Genomic DNA, 19,183 nt, shown 5'->3' with positions numbered 1-19,183 from the left:
TCAATGTCCAGCGTCCCCTAGCGATGATTCGAGGAAATCAGATGCAACGCGAATACATGGAATTCGATGTCGTCATCGTCGGCGCTGGCCCTGCTGGCCTGTCCGCCGCGTGCCGACTGAAGCAGCAGGCTGCGCAAGCGGGTCAGGAGATCAGCGTATGCGTGGTCGAGAAGGGTTCCGAAGTGGGCGCCCACATTCTCTCTGGCGCCGTATTCGAACCGCGAGCCCTTAACGAACTCTTCCCTGACTGGAAAGATCTCGGCGCCCCGCTGAACACTCCGGTGACCCGCGACGACATCTATATGCTCAAGGATGCCGATTCCGCCATCAGGGTTCCCGACCTGCTCGTGCCCAAGACCATGCACAACGAGGGCAACTATATCATCTCCCTGGGCAATCTCTGCCGCTGGCTGGCCCAGCAAGCCGAAGGCCTGGGCGTGGAAATCTACCCGGGCTTCGCCGCCCAGGAAGCGCTGATCGACGAGAACGGCGTGGTGCGCGGCATCATCACCGGCGATCTGGGCGTGGATCGCGAAGGTAACCCGAAAGAGGGTTACTACACCCCCGGCATGGAACTGCGCGCCAAGTACACCCTGTTCGCCGAAGGCTGCCGTGGCCATATCGGTAAGCAACTGATCAAGAAGTACAACCTCGACTCCGAAGCCGACGCCCAGCACTACGGCATCGGCATCAAGGAAATCTGGGACATCGACCCGGCCAAGCACCAGCCCGGCCTGGTGGTCCACACCGCCGGTTGGCCGATGGACATCATGGGCACTGAGAACACCGGTGGCTCCTTCCTTTACCACCTGGAAAACAACCAGGTGGTGGTCGGCCTGATCATCGACCTGTCCTATGCCAACACCTACCTGTCGCCCTTCGACGAATTCCAGCGCTACAAGCACCACCCGGTGATCAAACAGTACCTGGAAGGCGGCAAGCGCGTGGCCTACGGCGCCCGCGCCATCTGCAAGGGCGGCCTGAATTCGCTGCCGAAGATGGTCTTCCCGGGCGGCGCCCTGATCGGTTGCGACCTGGGCACCCTGAACTTCGCCAAAATCAAGGGCAGCCACACCGCCATGAAATCCGGCATGCTGGCTGCCGAAGCCGTTGCCGCTGCCCTGGTCGCCGGCAAGGAAGGCGGTGACGAGCTGACCGGCTACGTCGATGCCTTCAAGTCCAGCTGGCTGTACGACGAATTGTTCCGCAGCCGCAACTTCGGCGCCGCCATTCACAAGTACGGCGCCCTGGTGGGTGGTGCCTTCAACTACATCGACCAGAACTGGTTCGGCGGCAAGATCCCCTTCACCCTGCACGACAACAAGCCGGACTACGCCTGCCTGAAGCCCGCTGCCCAGTCCCAGCGCATCGAATATCCGAAGCCGGACGGCAAGATCAGCTTCGACAAGCTCAGCTCGGTGTTCCTCTCCAATACCAACCATGAAGAGGAACAACCCTGTCACCTGAAGCTGGCCGACGCGAGCATCCCGATCGCCAAGAACCTGCCCCTGTATGACGAGCCGGCGCAGCGCTACTGCCCGGCTGGCGTGTATGAAGTGGTGGCGAACGAAGACGGCAGCAAGCGCTTCCAGATCAACGCCCAGAACTGTGTGCACTGCAAGACCTGCGACATCAAGGACCCCGCCCAGAACATTACCTGGGTGGCACCGGAAGGCACCGGAGGCCCGAACTACCCCAACATGTGATGTTGGATTCGAAACGCACCGAGTTCCGCACACCGGGAACAACTCGCGCTGATAACTGAGAGTAGAACCATGAAACAAGCAGGACAGGTTGCATTCAGTGGAATGAAGGAAGTGGTTTTCGGTATTACGGCAGGGCGGGTTGGCACCGAGAGAGCCACCTGAAAGGCCAGACTTGTCAGATCGCCGTGCCAACGACACTATCGGAGGGAGAGCTCTCGAATCTGGCGGGCGTTACCGACGAACGCAGCCAGTTCAAAGATGTGCCTCGGCATCCCGGCATGATTCCGTAAGTGGTGATATTGGACACGGCGCGCACCTTACATACGCCCGAATCGCTTTGCGTCGATAGCTTCACCTACTGGCGACTTTTGAAGATCCCGAGAATTTCAATCGCAGAGTCGGCACAGAAGACCGAGTCTTCTTCACCGTCTTGCCAAAGTGGTCTATCGGGAAAAAGCCTGGATGGATACATCGCTTAATGCAGTTGCGCATAGCGCTTACGATATTCCGCAGGGGTCACACCGACATGTCGAAGAAAAGCCCTACGCAATGTGTCTGCGTTGGCGAACCCACACAACGCCGCCACCTGCTTAGGTGCTCCATTTCCAGTTTCTAGCAGCTCCCTAGCAGTATTGACCCGCGTCTGCTCCACCCAAGCGGCAGGCGTCATTCCGACATCACTTTGAAAAATACGGGCGAAATGCCTTGGGCTTACACCCATTCGTTCGGCCAGATTCGCTATTCCATGGTCCAAAGCAGGGTTTGCCGCTACGTAGCGCTGCAGTGCCTGAAGCGCGGAACGCCCTGTCGGCGATGTAGATCCTTGGCGACTGAATTGCATTTGTCCACCGGTTCGTTTGAAGTACATGACCAAATGACCTGCAACATCTTTGGCAATTTCATCGCCCAAATCTTCTTGGACCAACGCCAGAGCAAGGTCTAAACCAGCAGTAACACCTGCTGCAGTTCGGAGATTACCGTCATGCACCTGAATTGCATCCGGCTCTACCGTGACTTGCGGGTACCGTTCAGACAAAGGCTCCGCCACCGCCCAGTGGGTCGTGACGCGGCGACCATCAAGCAAGCCCGCAGCTGCAAGGGCAAATGCTCCCGTGCACACGGAGCCGAAACGTCGGCTCCGTGAAGCACGCTGACGAAGCCAATCAAGAACCCCTGTACGCAGATACTGGTTTGCTGCTTGAGGGGTGCCAGCTACAAGTAAAGTATCGATAGGTGCAATTTCGTCCCCAATCCAAGCGTCTGGAATTAGCCTTGTTCCTGAAGAGCTCACTAGCGGGCCAGGCTCACAGGCGACCAGAAGCAGACGATAGGCTTCGTATCCAGCTTGGCGGTTAGCCTCTGCGAAAACGTCCAGAGGACCACAAGCATCGAGAAGCTGAACTCCTGGCATGCCTAGGATTGCAAGAGTTATTTGAGGGCGAGACATTTCTGCTCCTAAGAAGAGACGGAGGCCGCTCACGTCCGATACTGGCTGACAATGGCAGGAAATGACGTAACAAGTCAATTGATGCCATTCAGGTCGGCGGTCAGAGTGGTGTCGTCACTCACCCACCCAGGATCTCAATATGTCTAATGCTATTGCTGGCATCCATGTGCCCGACAGCGCGATGGCTCGGGAAATCACCGAGCTGGTACGTGATACTGCTTCGCCATTACTCTTCCATCATTCGAGTCGCGTTTTCTATTTTGCGTCGCTTGCCGGCAAGAGGCTCGGGCTGAAATACGACAACGAGCTTCTTTACGCGGGTTGCATGTTTCATGACATGGGCCTGACTCACCAGCACAGCAGTGATTGCTGCCGTTTCGAGGTCGACGGAGCGAATGCTGCGCGTGATTTTCTGGAAGGTCACAGCATCAATGAACGGGATATCGAGCGCGTGTGGACCGCAATCGCGCTACACACCACTCCAGGGATTCCGGAGCACATGCACCCGCTAATTGCTTTGGTCACCGCTGGTGTAGAAACCGATGTTCTCGGGCTACACCATGAGGAGCTCAGTGATGCTGACCGCGATGCCGTTGTTCAGGCACATCCACGTGGCGATCATTTCAAAGAAGCGATCATCCAGACGTTTTACAATGGTATCCGCCACAAGCCACAAACGACCTTTGGCAACGTTAAGGCGGATGTAATTGCCGACAAAGAGCCTGGCTTCTTGGCTGGAAACTTCTGCAGCATCATTCGCCAGTCCTGCTGGCCAAGCTAGGTTTAAGGGGCCGCATTGCGGCCCCTTCGTTTTGGGGGTGGCCTTTAAACGGGAATCCCCTTGGAAAATCGAACTATGGTCAGTCGGGGTGATCAGGTTGTTCGCAGTAGTAGTTGGCGGATTCTGCTTGCGTCTTCCGCGGCAGTTCAGGTTGCCCCCCCACGAAAGCCACTATTTCTGATCAGACCGAGTCACTCATTTCCCGCGATAAAGCTCCTAAACGTGCCTGCGTGGTTAGAGCCGCTCTTGCCTTAATGCAGTACCATCCCTCCGAAACGCTTCCCGCATAGGGATCGCCTCTACATCCAGTTTTCGGCAAGGCCCACAAATACTCGCAGTCAAAACCAATCAGGCAGGCTTGCCTTCAGGCGAGCCACGATTGCTTCTGCTTCCAGGTTGTCTGCAAAGTGCGTGCAGTACTTACCGTCAGGACCAAATAGGTAGGCAATTGCAGTGTGTGGCATGGCGTACCCGTCCGGCTCGTCCGGGTCGACTCTACGAGCGGCGAAAACGCGGAAGGACTGCTTCACCGCTTCGACTTGCGACGACGTTCCAGTCAATCCTGTGAAACGGGGATAGTTGGCTTCCAGATACGTCCGCATAACATCGGGCGTATCCCGCTGAGGATCCACAGTAATATACAAAGGCGTCAGTAGGCTGGACTGCTCACCAAGTAGGTCGAGCACAGAGGAAAGTTTTGACAGAGCGCGCGGACAGACAACCCGGCAATGGGTGAAACCGAAGTAGACCAGCATGAACGAGCCGCGGTAATCCGTATCCGCAACCTTCTGCCCATGGTGGTCGATTAGAGAGAAATGGCTCGAGACCCCGACATTCATACCCATGACAGCACCAGTGTAGTTTCGCTATGCAACTCGAATTCGATGATGATGCGCTCGCCCCGCAAGTGAACATGGCCGTCGAAGGGCCTTCCATCTTGCAGCAGTCGCCAGTTGCCCCGCCCTACCCCATTCCCGACCTCGAGTCGCACCGGACCAGCCTCCGTAGCCTGGGACACGGTCAGCACCAACGCGCTTCTGTTGCTGGCATACCAGGCTCGGCGAATGTCCAGCCCGGGGGTGCAATCCACTAGCGTCGGCTGCGCGAAATGGGCGTCTTCCAAGGGGCCTGCAAAGAGCTTCTGTAATCCACCGGGCACATTTAGGCGTGCATAGGCGAGCAGCGCATTGCCCGTGTGCGGATCCATGGCGGCGAAGTTTCCATCCGCATCCAGCAACTGGTCATGGCGCCGATAGAAGTAAGCCCCATCGGACCAGGCCGGATGCAAGAAGCGATCGGCATAGGCGAGCAGGCGTGACAAGGTTTCAGCGTCACCAACTTCGGAGGCGCACACAGCGGCCCAGCCAAAGTCCCGCGCCGAGTAGCGGTCGGAGCCATTGGGCGGAATCGTAGGTTTGATCGAAAGGGTGCCATCTGGCCCATCCACCGCCCAGTGCGCCAACTGGTCGGGATAGTGGCGCTCGACCATGTCGGGATTCCACGCGTGCATCAGCGAAGCCATCCAGAAGTCCACCCACGGTTGGTCGGGAAAGCTGATCGCTGCACGCTCGTGCTCCTGGACCATCATCCGGTAGTGGCCGGCATCATCCAGCACTCCGAACTCCTCCCACGCCTTCAGGTACCCATCGGTTACCTCTTCGGCGAGCGAGCCGCCGTAAACCAGGTCGTGAAACCGGAAACCCAGGATCGGGATCTGGTTGCACACCTGGAAGACGCAGTTGGGTTCACAGGCAATGCCTAGATAACCTCGCTGTACCATGTTCCAGTAGATGTGCTCATTCAGGGAACGCTCGTCGTACGGGAAGTGCTGTCCACCCATTCCCCAGAACAGCGGTTTGACGGAGAAGGTCAGTGCCCCTTCCTTTGCGTACTTGTCGTCGCGGAAAAGGTAGTGATAGAGCAGCGCCATGGATTGGACGTAGGCGCTGTACATGATGTTGTCGCGCTCAACTGGATTCCAGGTCGCAGGCAGCTCTCCCAGGGCCCTATTGAACGGGCCATTTCCGGTCCCGACGTAATGCCAGTAGGTCCATACATCAGGCGAAAGAATCTTCTGGATCAGCTGGTCGAAGGGCTTGCGGAACAGCTCGGGAGCGGCGGGCAGGCGGTGCACATAGGTAAGCGCCAGGGCATACGACATGTACGCCAACTGGAAGCGCAGGGAGCCGAAATCTTCCTGCAGGGTCGAGCGCCCCATCATGCCTGACCAGTCATCAGGAAGCTGGGCCGCCAGATCGAAGATACGCTTCAGACTACCGGCTTGAAGATCATCAAGCCTCGGAACCTGATCGACCCATGCCAGATCATTTGAATCATTTTTTCCAACCATGTTGTGGATTCCTGTGCCTTCTGCGCTGCGTATAGGAAACCTGGCTCTTATTCAGGCCGGGCACATCACGTAGTCGATGCTACCAATTGAACTAAAAATGTCAATTTGGACATTGTTTGTGTATTTTTAGCCTTGCAGGGAATGACAGGAGCTGTGCTGATTCATGACTGAGGACAATGCAAGACGTCGCGAGATTGGCCTGAAACGCCGTGAGCGCACGCGCCAGAAATTGCTCGAAGCTGCCGCCCGTGTCGTCGCCGAATTTGGTGAGCGCAACGCGACCATTGACGACTTTATCCAGGCGGCCGGTGTTGCCCGAGGCACCTTCTATAACTACTACGCCACTCGCCAGGACCTGCTGGACGACCTTTGGGGATCGTTCGGGCGCAATCCGTTTCTCGAAATCCACTTGGCGTGCCAGAAGCTGGAGGATCCAGCAGAACGCATCACGGCCGAAGCGCGTTTGGTATTTCAAAGCGCCACGCGGAATCCCGCCTGGGGGTGGCTCGTCTATGCAATGTCCGCCAGCGGGCAGACAGTCAACGATGACTTGCTCGTTTATCCCAGACCCGACTTGGTACTCGGTCTTCGCCAAGGTCGATTCACCTTCGATGAGTTGAGTTGCGCGAGCGACCTGGTCGTGGGAACTGTCCGGACCGCACTCAAGGCGATATTGAGCGAGGCTCGTCCCAAGGATTACGCACACGGCATCTGTGTCCTGCTGCTGAGAGCCTTGGGAATCCCGAACGCAGAGGCCCTCGAAATTTCGGGCCGGCCACTTCCGACCGGGCTCCAAATGGTTCGCGACACGGGGTAAGCAGGCATGTTCTGTTGTGCATTCACGGCCTATCTTTTCGGTCTGGGCTGCCTGGCCACCCGGAAGGGATGGCAACGCTTGCGCAGTCATGTCTGGCGCCCGGCACAGACTTCCAGGGGAAAGTGCTGCGAGCTGCGTGACAGTCGAAGCGCCGGGTGTTCCCAAACCTCGCTGTGGCTCATCTCACTGGCGGCGCTGCTTCTCCTTGGAATTGGCGCAGTCCATGAAATGTCGATTGTCGATTCTGGTTTTGGCCCAGCGCCACTCGATCCTGCCTGGTGTCGTGGCGGGGTCCTCCCCTTGCAGCCAATCGCTCCTTGACCGACTGTAGGCTTGCCGGCAGCAGACAGAAGCCGGAAGCCGGAAAAGCCACGCCGCCTTGCGAACGAGGCGACGTGGCAGAGGCGTTATCGACGCTCAGCGAACGCCGGCATTGCGCAGGGCGGCAGGCGTGTAGTCGGCCATCGTCGCCTTGAATCCAAACTCAAGACCACGCTTCTCCTCGTTCTTCATGCCCAAGGCGATGTAGCGTCCGGCAATGATGTCGTACAGGGCTTCCACGCTGTAGGTCGCCACTTGTTGCTTGTAGTGGACAGTGGGATGCCCTTCGCCAACTCGCCAGAGTTGGCCTCGACCGTCGTAGTGATCAGCGTAGGCGATCTGCCAGCTGTCCTCATCGATGAAGAAGTGGCGTTTGGCATAGATGTGTCGCTCGCCCGGTTTAAGCGTCGCTATCACTTCCCAGACACGATGCAACTCGTAGCGGGTCAGATCCTGGTTGATGTGCCCTGCCTTGATGATGTCCGCGTACTTCAGCTCAGGGGAGTCCAATTTGTAGCTGTTGTAGGGGATGTACATTTCCTTTTTGCCGACCAGTTTCCACTCATAGCGGTCCAGCGCGCCGTTGAACATTTCAAAGTTGTCCGAAGTGCGCATGCCGTCAGCCGCTGTACCGGGACCGTCGTATGCAACCTGGGGCGCACGTCGCACGCGGCGCTGGCCGGCGTTGTAGACCCAAGCCAGGCGTGGTTCCTTGTACTGGTCGATGGTTTCATGGACCAACAGCACGTTACCGGCAAGACGCGAAGGCTCGGTCACCCGCTGTTTGAAGTAGAACAGCACATTGCTGGCCTTCTCCTTTTCCAGATCTGCCACGTCGGTGGGAGAAGCCAGGTCGTCCTGGAAATGCACCATGCTGAACGACCCATTGGTCTGTGGGGTCGCCTGGGTGATGAAGCGCCGGACGTTTCCGCCGCGATAGCGGGTAAGGTGGTTCCAGATCACCTCAACCCCGCTCTTGGGGATCGGAAAAGCGTAGTAGCGGCTGTCAGAGAAGTTGGACAAGCCGTTTCCGCTGTCCACCGCCTGGGTGTTGAGCGCGCTCTTCTTCGCAGCGTCGTAGATCGCCTGCGGAGCAGCCATGGTGCGATGACTTGGGTAAACCGGAATCCTGTAGCTTTCCGGGTAGCGCTTGAACATCGCCAATTGCCCTGGCGAGAGCTTGTCCTTGTACTGCTCCGCGTTGGCGCCAGTAATCACGAACTGTGGCTTCTCGTTGACGAAGGGATCGGCCAGGAAGCCATTGGCATCGACCAAGGCAACGTCAGGCTGCAATCCCCCTGTCCAGGCCGGTATGCTGCCGTCCGCATTGGCGCCCTTCTCAGCACCGAGTGGAGTAAGGGTGGTACCCAGTTGTGCGGCTTCCGTTGCGGGCACTGCAGCCATGGCATTCCCCATCAGAACGGAGAAGGCCATGAAACCACCAAGTTGAATGAACAGCTGTTTTCTCATTGCTTGAGTCCTCTTGCGGGCAGTGCTTAAAAGTTGACGCCGAAACTCAGCGCAACGAAGTCCCGATCAGTAATGGTGCTGTAGTCCCCACCGAAGAAATCGGTGTAACTCAGGCTTGCGGTGTAGAAGTTCTGGTATTCGGCGTTCAGACCGACACTTATGGCCTTAGAGCCTTCGTTGAAGTTGGGGCCGTAGCCGTCGACGTCGTGGGACCAGGCGATGCTCGGCGTCAGGTTGATGCCGGCGAAGACGTTGCTGTATTCCAGGCTGGCGCGAGCGCGATAGCCCCAGGAGTTGCTGGTAAAGAAGCCTTTGTCGTTACATTCCTGCGGGTTGGCGGCGTTGAGTGCACGGCAAGTCGACTGGGAGGACAACTGCCCCGAACCGAAGATCGGATCACGGCCGAAACGCAACTCGCCAACATCGTCGCTAATGCCATTGATGTGGTTGTAACCCACCTCACCAACCAGGGTCAGACGACTTGCCCCCATGACTTGATCGATGAACCGGGTGGCGGTGAACTGGGCCTGGGTGAATCCCCGGCGGTCGTGCCCATGCAGGTCGTTTCCAGCGATGTTCCGTGCCTGACCGGACTGGAACACTGGTGACAGAGGCAGACCAAGGGACGCGAAGACCAGGTCGGTAGAATTGATCTGCAGCGGCATGTTCGGGCGGTAGCTGACCTCGCCGGACAATGCCGTCCCTTCGACGTTGGTCTGGAAGCTGACTCCATACAGGCGTATGTCTTCCGGGTACTCGACAAAGTAACGCGCATTGGACGCCCCGGGGATCAGCGCCGCGGACGGGGTGGTGGTGCGTATGGTGCTGAACACCGGGCCGCGACTGTGGTAGTTCAGCCCGTAAACGCCAAACTCGGTGTCGTTCAGTTCCGGCACGAACCAGCGCATGGCCACGCCGAACTGACCGCCATCGCGGGCGTCGCGGTCGCCGGCACGAGGAATGTAAAGCGTTCCGCCAGTGTTGGTGGATACCCCGGGCGGCAGGTCCGGGCCGGCGACCACCAGACGGTCGACGCAGCCGTCGGCGATCAGGTCCGAGGTGGAAAAGAAGGTCCCGCAGTTGTCCACTACTGTCTGGTCCCACTCCAACTGATAGAAGGCCTCGGCTGTGAGGTTGTCGGTGAGGCTCTGGGACAGGTAGATCAAGTTGACCGGGATCAGGCCTTCCTTGATCTCCGCGCCGGGGCGGCGAAAAGCCGCCACGTCGATGGGGTTGATGCTGTTGATGCTGTTGCCGATGAAGGTGCTCTCGCCCCAGCTCACCACCTGCTTGCCGATACGGAAGCTGCCGGGCAGGTCACCCAGGTTGTAGTTGTGGTAGAGGAACGCATCGAGCAACTGGGCGCCGGATGCCTTGGCACCCTCCTTGCGGTCATGGTCGTCGATGTCATAGAAGAGCCGATGCTCGTCCTTCAGCTCGAAGTCATACCAGTACTTGCCGCGCAGGAGGACACCGGTGTCGCCGTACTTCAGCTCCAGGTCGTGAATACCTTTGAAAATCTTCGAGAAGGTCTCACCCTTCTTGAAGTTCAGTCGACCATCATCCTGGCCACGCGTGGAGGCTTTGCCACCGCTGGCAGTTGAAATGAAATCCGGATCGGCTGAACGGACAGCCCAACTCGCACCGACGGACAACTGTGAATCGAATTGCCCTTCAACTTCTCCAATATTGAAGGTAACGGCGTTTACCAGACCTGCGCTGGCGGCCAGATACCCGCTGCCCATTGCAACCAACACGCGGTTCGCTATTAGTTTTTTATTCTTCATCGTGGTCTCATTTTGATTTTTGTTTTTACAAAAACAGCCACATAACGCTGAACTCAAGTAACTCCCAACACACTGAGAGAACCTGAAACATCAAACTTTCAAAGCATCTTCAAACTCATCTGCAAGCAGCTACAGCATGATTTTCGACAAACACCCAGCGCGAGCATTACTTGTCAGTAATGCTCGAACTCGGGAGGTAGTTATTTCAGTTGTTCAACTGCGCAATTCGCGTCTCAGGATTTTCCCGGTACTCGTTCTCGGCAGGGAATCGACAAAGGCGACGCTGCGGGGAACCTTGTAGCTGGCCAGGTGCTTGCGGCAGTACTCGAGGATTTCTCCCTCGGTGGCCCGTAAGCCCGGATCTAGGACGATAAACGCCTTGGCCAGCTCCCCCTTGAGGTCATCCTTGACCGGGGCCACGGCCACCATCGCCACAGCAGGATGGCTTGCCAGTACCTGCTCCAGCTCGGCGGGAAAGATCTTGTAGCCTGCGGTGATGATCATGTCCTTCAGTCGATCAAGGATATGCACGTAACCTTCGGCATCGATCTGCGCGACATCACCGGTGCGCAACCAGCCTCCCTCAAGCAAGCTGGACGACGTAGCCTCCGCGTTGCCGAGGTACCCACGCATGACGGTCGGTCCCCGAACCACCAACTCGCCCGACTCGCCTATGCCCAAAGTGCGCGAGGAGTCGTCAGTCGTGACGATCTTCATTTCAACGCCCGGGAACGGCAGGCCAATCGCGCCATGCCTGGCCGGGAGATAGGGTGAATGAGAAATCACAGGGCCGGCGACTTCGGTCATGCCCCAGAGCTCGAGCAGAGGACAGCCCAGAACCTTGGTAATCGCCTCGATCTTCGCCACTGGCATGGTCTGGCCGCCGACCGTACACCGGGTCAGCGAACGCAGGTCCGTGTGTGACAGGCTGGGGTGCGTCAGCATGTAGTAGAACATCGTCGGCACCCCCTCGAAGAGGGTCGCCTTGTAGCGCTCGATGCTCTGCAGCGCCCAGTCCGCATCGAAGCGTTCGGTGGAAATAAGCGTCATCCCCACCAGGAAGCAGGCATTCATCACCACATTTCCGTAAACATGCGGGAACGGCAAGGCACTGACGACCCGCTCGCCGGGACAGCGCACGTGCACGGTGGCGGTTAGCGCCGTGCTCATGAACACATTGCGGTGAGTCAACATGGCGCCCTTGGGATTGCCTGTCGTTCCCGAGGTATAGGCAATGGTGAACAGGTCATCCGGCTCTACTTCGACCGGAGGCACTGCGACTTCGCGCAGCAAGCTGTCGAAATCCAGATAGGCGATCGTTTCCTGTGCCGCCACAGCGACAGGCGACAGAGCGATGACCAGATCAGGTTCACGGGCGCCAGCATCTGCCAACGTCTGGGTCAGCGCTTCGCAGCGGTCACGCGGAGCAATCACCGCGATGGCCCCACTGTTAGCGGTGATATAGGCGATTTCCTCGATGCTGAGGAGGAAATTGGCCGGAACGACCACGGCACCCAGGCGCGCAATGGCGTAATAGCTAACTATCCATTCCCAGCCATTGGGCAGATGCAGGATCACCACTTGCCCACGCTGCACGCCGTTTTTCCGCAACCCTCCCGCGAAGCGGGCGGCAAGGGAATCTATCTCGTTGAAACTCAGTTCCTTCTCGCCGACGATCAATGCGGTCTGATCAGCGAAACGCTTGGCTGCCTGCTCGCTGAGTGAGCTCAATACTGCTTTCATTGCATTCCCCCGCCGCAATCTTTCAACCGCACGACAGCTTTCAGGACTTTGCCCTGTTCGGAGTCCTCGACTGCCTGATTTATTGCTTCAAAGGGGTAGAACGAGATCAATCGGTCAAAGGGGAACGACCCTTGCCGCCAGAGTTCGATCAATTGGGGGATGAAGATATCGGGAACACTGTCGCCTTCGATGATGCCGCGCAACGTACGTCCGAACAGAATGCTGTTCATATCGAGCAGAACCTCGGTTCCCAGTGCGGCCGCTCCGATCAGGCCACAGACACCGGTTTGGCGCAGTGACTCGACCGCCTGCCGCAGCACCTTGGGCAGGGCTGTGCATTCAAGCGAGTACTGCACACCCTCTCCCGCCGTCAGCGCTTTGATGGCCTCGACAGGCTCCTGCTCCTTCGCGTTGATCGCGTGGGTCGCCCCCAACTCTAGGGCGAGGTCTAGGCGGACCTGGTTCATGTCCACGGCAATGATGGTCGTGCAGCCGACCAGCCTGGCCGCCATGACCGCAGCCAGGCCGACGGAACCGCTGCCGAAGACAGCGATACTGCTGCCGGCCCCCGGTTTCAGCGCATTGATGACAGCCCCGGCTCCCGTCTGAATACCGCAGCCAAGAGGGCCGAGGATTTCCAGCGGCACGTCCTGGGGAACCTTCACCAGGTTGTGCGGCGAGGCGATGGCCAACTCGCCGAAAGACGATTGGTTGAAGAAGCAGCCACTGATCGAATGACCCTGCTCGTCGCAGTAAGGTGTTGAACCGTCGTTGCGGCGGCCGCTGAAGTTGAGACCGTAGAGGTCGTTGCAATAGCCGTTGAGCCCCTTCTGACAATTGTGGCATTCGCCACAACTGGCGAAGGTCATCACTACGTGGTCGCCCGGGCTCACTTTGGTTACCCGACTACCGACCTTTCGTACGATGCCGGCACCTTCATGGCCCAATACCGCCGGTAGCGGCACTGGGTAGTATTGGTCACGCACCACCAGATCGGTATGACAGATACCGGTGGCAACCACCTCCACCAATACCTCATCGTCACGCGGGCCCTCGAGGGCCACCCGCTCTATCCTGAATGGCCCCGACTTCTCGCGGACCACGGCAGCTTTCAGCGACACCATCGCTGTACCTCCTGTTGTTCTTGTCGTGGATGGAAGATGTCAGCGGACCACCTATAGCGGGCGTCCCATGATGGTCTGCACGTTGGTGTACTCAGCCAGCCCTTCGAGCGCGTTCTCGATACCCAGCCCCGACTGTTTGTGGCCTCCGAAGGCGATGTGCGGAGAGAACTGGTGGACCTGGTTGATCCATACCGTTCCGGCTTCCAGGCGCTGGGCTATCGCCTGGGCCTGCGCCAGGTCACGTCCCCAGACAGAAGCGGCAAGGCCATATTCAGTATTGTTCGCCCGCGCGATAACCTCTTCGACATCGCGGTATTTCAGCAGCGGCAGAACTGGACCGAAGGCCTCCTCTACCACGCAACGCGCATCGTCCGGGGGGTTGTCGACCAGTGTGATAGGAATGAAATAGCCGTTGCCGTGCACGACCGTGCCGCCTGCGAGGAAGCGCAAACCAGCGCGGTGGGTGTCTTCGATCAGGTCACACACCTTGTCGTACTGCATCTGATTCTGAAGCGGCCCGAGCTGAGTGTCGGCCTCAAGACCATTGCCGATCTTCACGCCCGCCGCATACTCGCAAAGCGCCTCGGCCACTTCGTCGTAGATCGACTCGTGGATGAACAGACGCTTGGTCGCCACACAGAACTGGGCGCTGTTCTGGAAAGAGGCCCAGAACAGCTTTTCCGCGATGCTCTTCGGATCGACATCGGGAAGCACGATGGCCGGGTCGTTACCACCCAGCTCCAAGGTCACGCGCTTGAGATTGCCGGCCGCGCTCTGCATGACACGACTGCCAGTTGCCGTCGAGCCGGTGAAAGCGATCTTGCTGACGTCAGGGTGTTCGGTCAGCCACTGGCCAAGCTCATTTCCCCCGGCGACAATATTTAGCACTCCTGGCGGCAAGACGCGCTGGGCCAGCTCGCCAAACCAGAGCGTGCAAAGGGGGGTGTAAGGCGACGGTTTGACGACCACGGTATTGCCCGTGAGCAATGCCGGAGCAACTTTCCATACCGCCAGCAGTAGCGGGAAATTCCATGGAGTGATGGCGCCGACGACCCCCAACGGAACGTGCCGACACAGCACCTGACCTTGCTCCCCTTCACTTGCCACCGATTGTGGCAGCGTCTGCTGGGCGACCTCGCGTAGCCAATGGATGCAACCACCGATCTCCCATTCGGCACCAGAGCTTGCCTTTCCTTGCTCCAGGGTCAGCAGGCGAGTGAACTGCTCCTGACGCGCGGCAATCAAGTCGGCCAACTCGACCAGCTTGGCCTGACGGACCTCCCACGGCGTACCGCTCCAGGAAGCGAATGCGGCCTTGGCGCATTGCACTGCCGTTTCCAGCTCCTGGCGGCCGGCCATTGGGTAATCCACCAGAACTTCGCCGGTAGCAGGGTTGATGACTTCACCGCGTTGCGGGGTCTGCACCAAATGACCAGCGATGGATAGCGGGAAATCGGTGCTCGGCATCCCAGCCAGCAGGCTGGATATGGTCTTTTGAACCTGACTCATTGTTGTCTCTCTGTTGTCGTCAGATGCTGAATGGATGGGATTCCATTCGGGTCGACAAGAGCCGGGCAACGACCATGCCAAAACCATATCTATCTGTTTTTAAAGGGTTTTCACTTCAACCCCAATCATTCTCCTGTCAGCCTTCTGAACAGCAGGAAAACGCACTGTCCAGTCCCTGTACACGTCCTGCACACCCCTCGAGAAAATCTCGATAGGTTTCATCGGAATAGAGCTGAACCGCTCCTCCCGACCTGCTTGCAGGCAGGAAAAAAAGAGGGTACCTATCAGCCTTCAGCAAAAACTGTTTTCTCCCCGTTGAAGGCGCCAAACAGAAATGACTGGCCTTGGTGGCGAAGGACATAGAACAACAAGAGACAGGCACGAGGTGATAGATGTCGATGATATCCGCTTCCTCTCAGGCGCTGCATATGGCCCGCGAATTGTTTTCAGAAGGGGGGACGTTGCCTGCCGGGCTGATTCCAATCGAACTTGCGAACTCCTGGGAGCGCTCAAGGCAAGTAGGCCTCACGCCTCAGAGCCGCCGACTTCACGGCGGCCGACCTGCCAGACAGCAAAGATTGGATACTCTAGAGGAAAACCAGCAGCTGATCCGGCATGTAACACCTGAGATGCAGCTGCTCTGGCAATCGCTCATGGATCCTCGCTGGACCCTCCTGTGCATGAATCGATCCGGCGTGATCGTGCACGAGCGCAACGCTGAATCGGCGACCGCTGTCGAGCTGAAGACACTGGTCACCGGGCGCGGCCTCAGCGAAATGGAGTTGGGTCCAACGGCGCCGAGCTGTGTCCTAAAGGAAGCCCGCCCGTTTACCGTAAGCGGCAGCCAGCACTATCTCTGCGAACTTGATCGCTTCTTCTGCGCCGCCGCCCCCATTCGCACCCCAGATGGACAACTGGTAGCCGCATTGAATGTTTCTGGCATCGATATGCAGCCGTCGTTGTGGCTCCAGGACCGCATCAACTTTACGGCAATCAGCATTGAGAATCGCCTTTATAAGGATCTGCAGGATTGCTCGTTGCTGCACCTCCATGCGGACCCTCGCCTTATCGGCACACCACTTGAAGGCATCATCGCCATCGATCCAGATGGGTACCTCCTCCACGCCAATCGCAGCGCCAGGAGTTTGTTGGGGCTTGGCTTGGAAGAACACTCGAGGTTGGCAATTTCCCTGGAAGCGCTGCTCGGTTCGCAAGGACGGCGAGACTTCAGCAACCTGCAACGATTTCCAGGCGAGGTGAACGAAATTTCGCTCTCTTGCGGCCGCCGGATCTATGCCCGCCTACAAGACCCAGAAAACTCATTTGGAATCGTCTATCGAACGACCGAACCCCCTCATTCAACACAGGAACAGGAAGCTTCACCATTCAACGAAGCCTCCCTCGACAAGGCATTCGATGTATCCAGGCGAGCGTTTGCCGGAGAAGTTCCCATCCTCGTTCAGGGCGAGACTGGAACTGGCAAGGAAGTATTCGCAAAATCGCTTCATGTAAGCCTCGCCGCCGATCGCCCTTTCGTCGCCATCAACTGCTCGGCGATCCCCTCGAACCTGATCGAAGCGGAACTGTTCGGCTATGTCGAAGGTGCCTTCACCGGGGGACGCAAGGGCGGCGCGATGGGCAAGATCGAGGCGGCCAATGGGGGCACTCTGTTTCTGGATGAAATCGGTGATATGCCGATGGAGCTGCAAACGCGTTTGTTGAGGGTATTGCAGGAACGCAAGCTGACCCGATTGGGTGATAACCGTGATGTTCAGTTGAACATACGGCTGATAAGCGCCTCCCACCGCGACCTTGAAACCTTGGTTAGAAGCGACCAGTTCCGAGAGGACCTCTTCTACCGAATCAACGGTTTCCGGGTGGTCCTCCCCCCGGTCCGAGACAGGCTCAACATCAGAGGCCTGATAGAGAGCCTGCTTTCACAGCTCTCCCCAGATGAACCCAAGGCGTTATCCCCGGAGACCCTCGGCAAGCTGCTTGCCTATAACTGGCCTGGCAACGTTCGCGAACTGCAGCAGGCACTGAAAGTCGCCTGCATCCTGAGCGGTCCGGAGCCTGAAATATCCACGAATCATTTCTCTCCGGACATGCAGGCCAAACTGACCAAGGTTTCAGGCATTGGACCCACTTCCCAGTCCCCATTGCGCCGCCGGGAGCAAGAAACCATTCGAGAATCTCTGGCACGCAACAACGGCAATATCTCGGCAACAGCTAGCCAACTGGGTATCTCGCGAACCACCCTCTACAAGAAAATGCGCGAATGATTTCGCTGGCTGCCCGCTAGCTCGATCCTAGGCGACTGGTGTTGCCCGGGGTTCCGGTGGCTGGTTGGGTTCGATCGATTGAAGCAAATGGCAGCTTGAACAGCGCTTCCACCCCAGGCGCTTGCCGGGCGGCTTCACCAATGCAAGTGCTGCAAATTGTCAGCGGTACTCTAGGGCGCTGGACCTACAGTACCGCTTAAGGGCGAGCACTAATCGGCACTACTCGACCCTGTCTGGTGCCGCAGTGGAGTCCTTCCCTTGAAATCAATCACGCCCTCAGGGTAATCGATGTTCGATCACTAGAGCTTTGTCCTAGCGATCGATATCATCAAATCGGAAAGTTGGGGCGATTCGAGTTGATTTGCAGGTCTTGGGAAGCGGCGAGTTTAACTACTCGGCAATCTCCGAATCTGTCGGCCTCCCCCAATGGGCCGCCTATCTCAAAGCATATTCTTACGCATCCATGCTTCGACTGACGTCACCGCAATGCCTTTCTGACCATTGAAGGTCTGGCCCTTGTCCCACGCCACGCCGTCGCCGTGGTCATTGCCCTGTGCGAACACCAGACGGTAACGCTTGATGACATCATCAGGCGCCTTGCCCAGTTCCGCTTTCAGGAACGGTACTGTCCATTCAGTACGTTCAACAGTCAAACCCATCACCGAGTCAACAAGGTCCGCCAGTTGTCCGTAAGTCACGGTGTCGCCGGCGACATGAACCACGTTTTTGTCAGCCTCTTCAGGCGACAAAATTAGCATCGCGGTCAACTTGCCTATGTCTTGCGGTGTGGTCAGCGTCAGCTTGGTATCCCAACTGCCAAGTGCATTCACCGCGTTGTTTGCCAGATCGACAACGCCGAAGTAAGGCTCGAACAGGAAACTGGTGAACATGCCTGTTGACACAATGGTCCAGTCCATATGGCGTTGGTCACGCAACAGATCGCGAACGTCAAGCTGCTCATCGAAGAGCGGCTGAGCACTACCACGACCAATTACGTCGTAATCGCAACCAAACTGCCAAGGGAAGTACTTGCCAACTCCGGCTTCCAACACAGATTTCGCAAGCTTCACTTGGGTCCCAGGTCCGGCGGCAAAACCTACACAGCTAACGATCGTATCGTAATCTCTGAATGTCCACGCCAGATCCCCAATAGAGTCGTTAACGACATCTCCGGCGATCGGGTCGATGCCTAACGCATCCAACTCCATGGCAAGCTGAATTTTCTCGGGGGCCTTGGATTGGATGCTGGCCTTACGCAGCAGTACCGAGACCTCTGCCTTACCTGTTTGAATGCCCTGCCTGGACAGCTCACGCAGGATTTCGATTCCCAATTCCCCAGCGCCAAGGACGAGAATTTTTTGCTTCTTAGTGGAAATATTCATTTAACCAACCTGAATCTGAGTCTTGATTAGTAACAGACGCTCAAATGGATCGCTGACAACTGCGATACAAAAGAAAAAACCGGATAACGTGAGCGCCGTTTGGCTCGCTAAATACTGCCAAACGGTGCGAGGCCTGTCTGTACTAAAACTTGATTTCACAATTGTCAAAATTCGAATTCTGAGAAAAGTTACGCCACCTGAACTCACCGAAAACCCTTCTCCACGCGACAATTGTGTAATGCGTCTTCAGATATTTTTACGCCCTGCCACGACTGTTAGCGTTGTGTTTCACCAACCGCCTGGACTGACAAGCATGAGACGCAAAAACATCCTTATCATTATCAGTATTTTGGCCTGCCTCGGCTCGAGCATTATTCATTCCGCGCAAGGAGAGGAATCTGGTGCTTTCATTTCTGAAAAGGAAAAGAGAAAGCACTAACACTAAAACCGTCGATAATTAAGCC

General features: G+C 57.4%; 13 protein-coding genes. 4 read left to right on the top strand and 9 right to left on the bottom strand.

Annotated features, from left to right (window positions below; translation table 11 throughout):
* Positions 1–41 precede the first annotated feature (41 nt).
* A complete protein-coding gene (locus tag FXN65_RS13620) occupies positions 42–1,706 on the top strand; it encodes an electron transfer flavoprotein-ubiquinone oxidoreductase (protein WP_151133706.1) in 1,665 nt (554 codons plus the stop codon).
* A gap of 475 nt (positions 1,707–2,181) precedes the next feature.
* Here FXN65_RS13620 and FXN65_RS13615 read toward each other — a convergent pair whose 3' ends face one another.
* Complete coding sequence (locus FXN65_RS13615) at positions 2,182–3,153, bottom strand: GlxA family transcriptional regulator (RefSeq protein ID WP_151133705.1); 972 nt, start codon at positions 3,151–3,153, stop codon at positions 2,182–2,184.
* Positions 3,154–3,292: 139 nt separating this feature from the next.
* On the opposite strand from FXN65_RS13615, the gene FXN65_RS13610 reads away from it, so the two are divergent.
* Positions 3,293–3,934: an HD domain-containing protein gene (locus FXN65_RS13610; RefSeq protein WP_151133704.1), complete on the top strand. Its 642-nt coding sequence runs from the start codon at positions 3,293–3,295 to the stop codon at positions 3,932–3,934.
* A 338-nt stretch (positions 3,935–4,272) separates the two neighbouring features.
* On the opposite strand, the gene FXN65_RS13605 is transcribed toward FXN65_RS13610, so the two are convergent.
* Together FXN65_RS13605 and FXN65_RS13600 are read right to left on the bottom strand one after the other, a co-directional pair.
* The gene (locus FXN65_RS13605) at positions 4,273–4,779 is read right to left on the bottom strand and encodes an SCO family protein (RefSeq protein ID WP_151133703.1); all 507 of its coding nucleotides are present in this window, start codon (positions 4,777–4,779) and stop codon (positions 4,273–4,275) included.
* Entirely contained in the window at positions 4,770–6,284 is a 1,515-nt protein-coding gene (locus tag FXN65_RS13600; RefSeq protein ID WP_151133702.1) for a linalool dehydratase/isomerase domain-containing protein, read from the bottom strand. Before FXN65_RS13600 ends, FXN65_RS13605 begins: the two co-directional genes overlap by 10 nt.
* A 163-nt stretch (positions 6,285–6,447) precedes the next feature.
* Between FXN65_RS13600 and FXN65_RS13595 the strand changes: the two genes are divergently transcribed.
* Positions 6,448–7,101, top strand: a complete 654-nt coding sequence (locus FXN65_RS13595; protein WP_151133701.1) for a TetR/AcrR family transcriptional regulator — start codon at positions 6,448–6,450, stop codon at positions 7,099–7,101.
* A gap of 417 nt (positions 7,102–7,518) precedes the next feature.
* Here the strand turns inward: FXN65_RS13595 and FXN65_RS13590 are convergent, their stop codons facing one another.
* The 5 genes from FXN65_RS13590 to FXN65_RS13570 form a co-directional block, all read right to left on the bottom strand.
* Positions 7,519–8,892, bottom strand: coding sequence for a DUF1329 domain-containing protein (locus tag FXN65_RS13590; protein ID WP_151133700.1), 1,374 nt, complete (start codon positions 8,890–8,892; stop codon positions 7,519–7,521).
* A gap of 26 nt (positions 8,893–8,918) precedes the next feature.
* A complete protein-coding gene (locus tag FXN65_RS13585) occupies positions 8,919–10,637 on the bottom strand; it encodes a DUF1302 domain-containing protein (RefSeq protein WP_244620760.1) in 1,719 nt (572 codons plus the stop codon).
* Between the two features lie 255 nt (positions 10,638–10,892).
* Positions 10,893–12,422, bottom strand: a complete 1,530-nt coding sequence (locus FXN65_RS13580) for an AMP-binding protein (RefSeq protein ID WP_151133698.1) — start codon at positions 12,420–12,422, stop codon at positions 10,893–10,895.
* On the bottom strand, positions 12,419–13,546 hold the full coding sequence (locus FXN65_RS13575; protein ID WP_151133697.1) for an NAD(P)-dependent alcohol dehydrogenase: 1,128 nt from the start codon (positions 13,544–13,546) through the stop codon (positions 12,419–12,421). Before FXN65_RS13575 ends, FXN65_RS13580 begins: the two co-directional genes overlap by 4 nt.
* Before the next feature lie 51 nt (positions 13,547–13,597).
* Positions 13,598–15,055 (bottom strand): aldehyde dehydrogenase family protein, encoded by a 1,458-nt coding sequence (locus FXN65_RS13570; protein ID WP_244620736.1) that lies wholly within the window; start codon positions 15,053–15,055, stop codon positions 13,598–13,600.
* 392 nt (positions 15,056–15,447) lie between these two features.
* Here FXN65_RS13570 and FXN65_RS13565 point away from each other — a divergent pair, with 392 nt between their 5' ends.
* A complete protein-coding gene (locus tag FXN65_RS13565; protein WP_151133696.1) occupies positions 15,448–17,337 on the top strand; it encodes a sigma-54-dependent Fis family transcriptional regulator in 1,890 nt (629 codons plus the stop codon).
* 440 nt (positions 17,338–17,777) lie between these two features.
* Here FXN65_RS13565 and FXN65_RS13560 read toward each other — a convergent pair whose 3' ends face one another.
* Complete coding sequence (locus FXN65_RS13560) at positions 17,778–18,719, bottom strand: aromatic alcohol reductase (RefSeq protein WP_151133695.1); 942 nt, start codon at positions 18,717–18,719, stop codon at positions 17,778–17,780.
* Positions 18,720–19,183: the final 464 nt, after the last annotated feature.

It is taken from the genome of Pseudomonas lalkuanensis (genome assembly GCF_008807375.1).
Lineage (GTDB): Bacteria > Pseudomonadota > Gammaproteobacteria > Pseudomonadales > Pseudomonadaceae > Metapseudomonas > Metapseudomonas lalkuanensis.
Note: the sequence above shows the minus strand (reverse complement) of the source record. Positions and strands in the feature narration are given on the sequence as shown.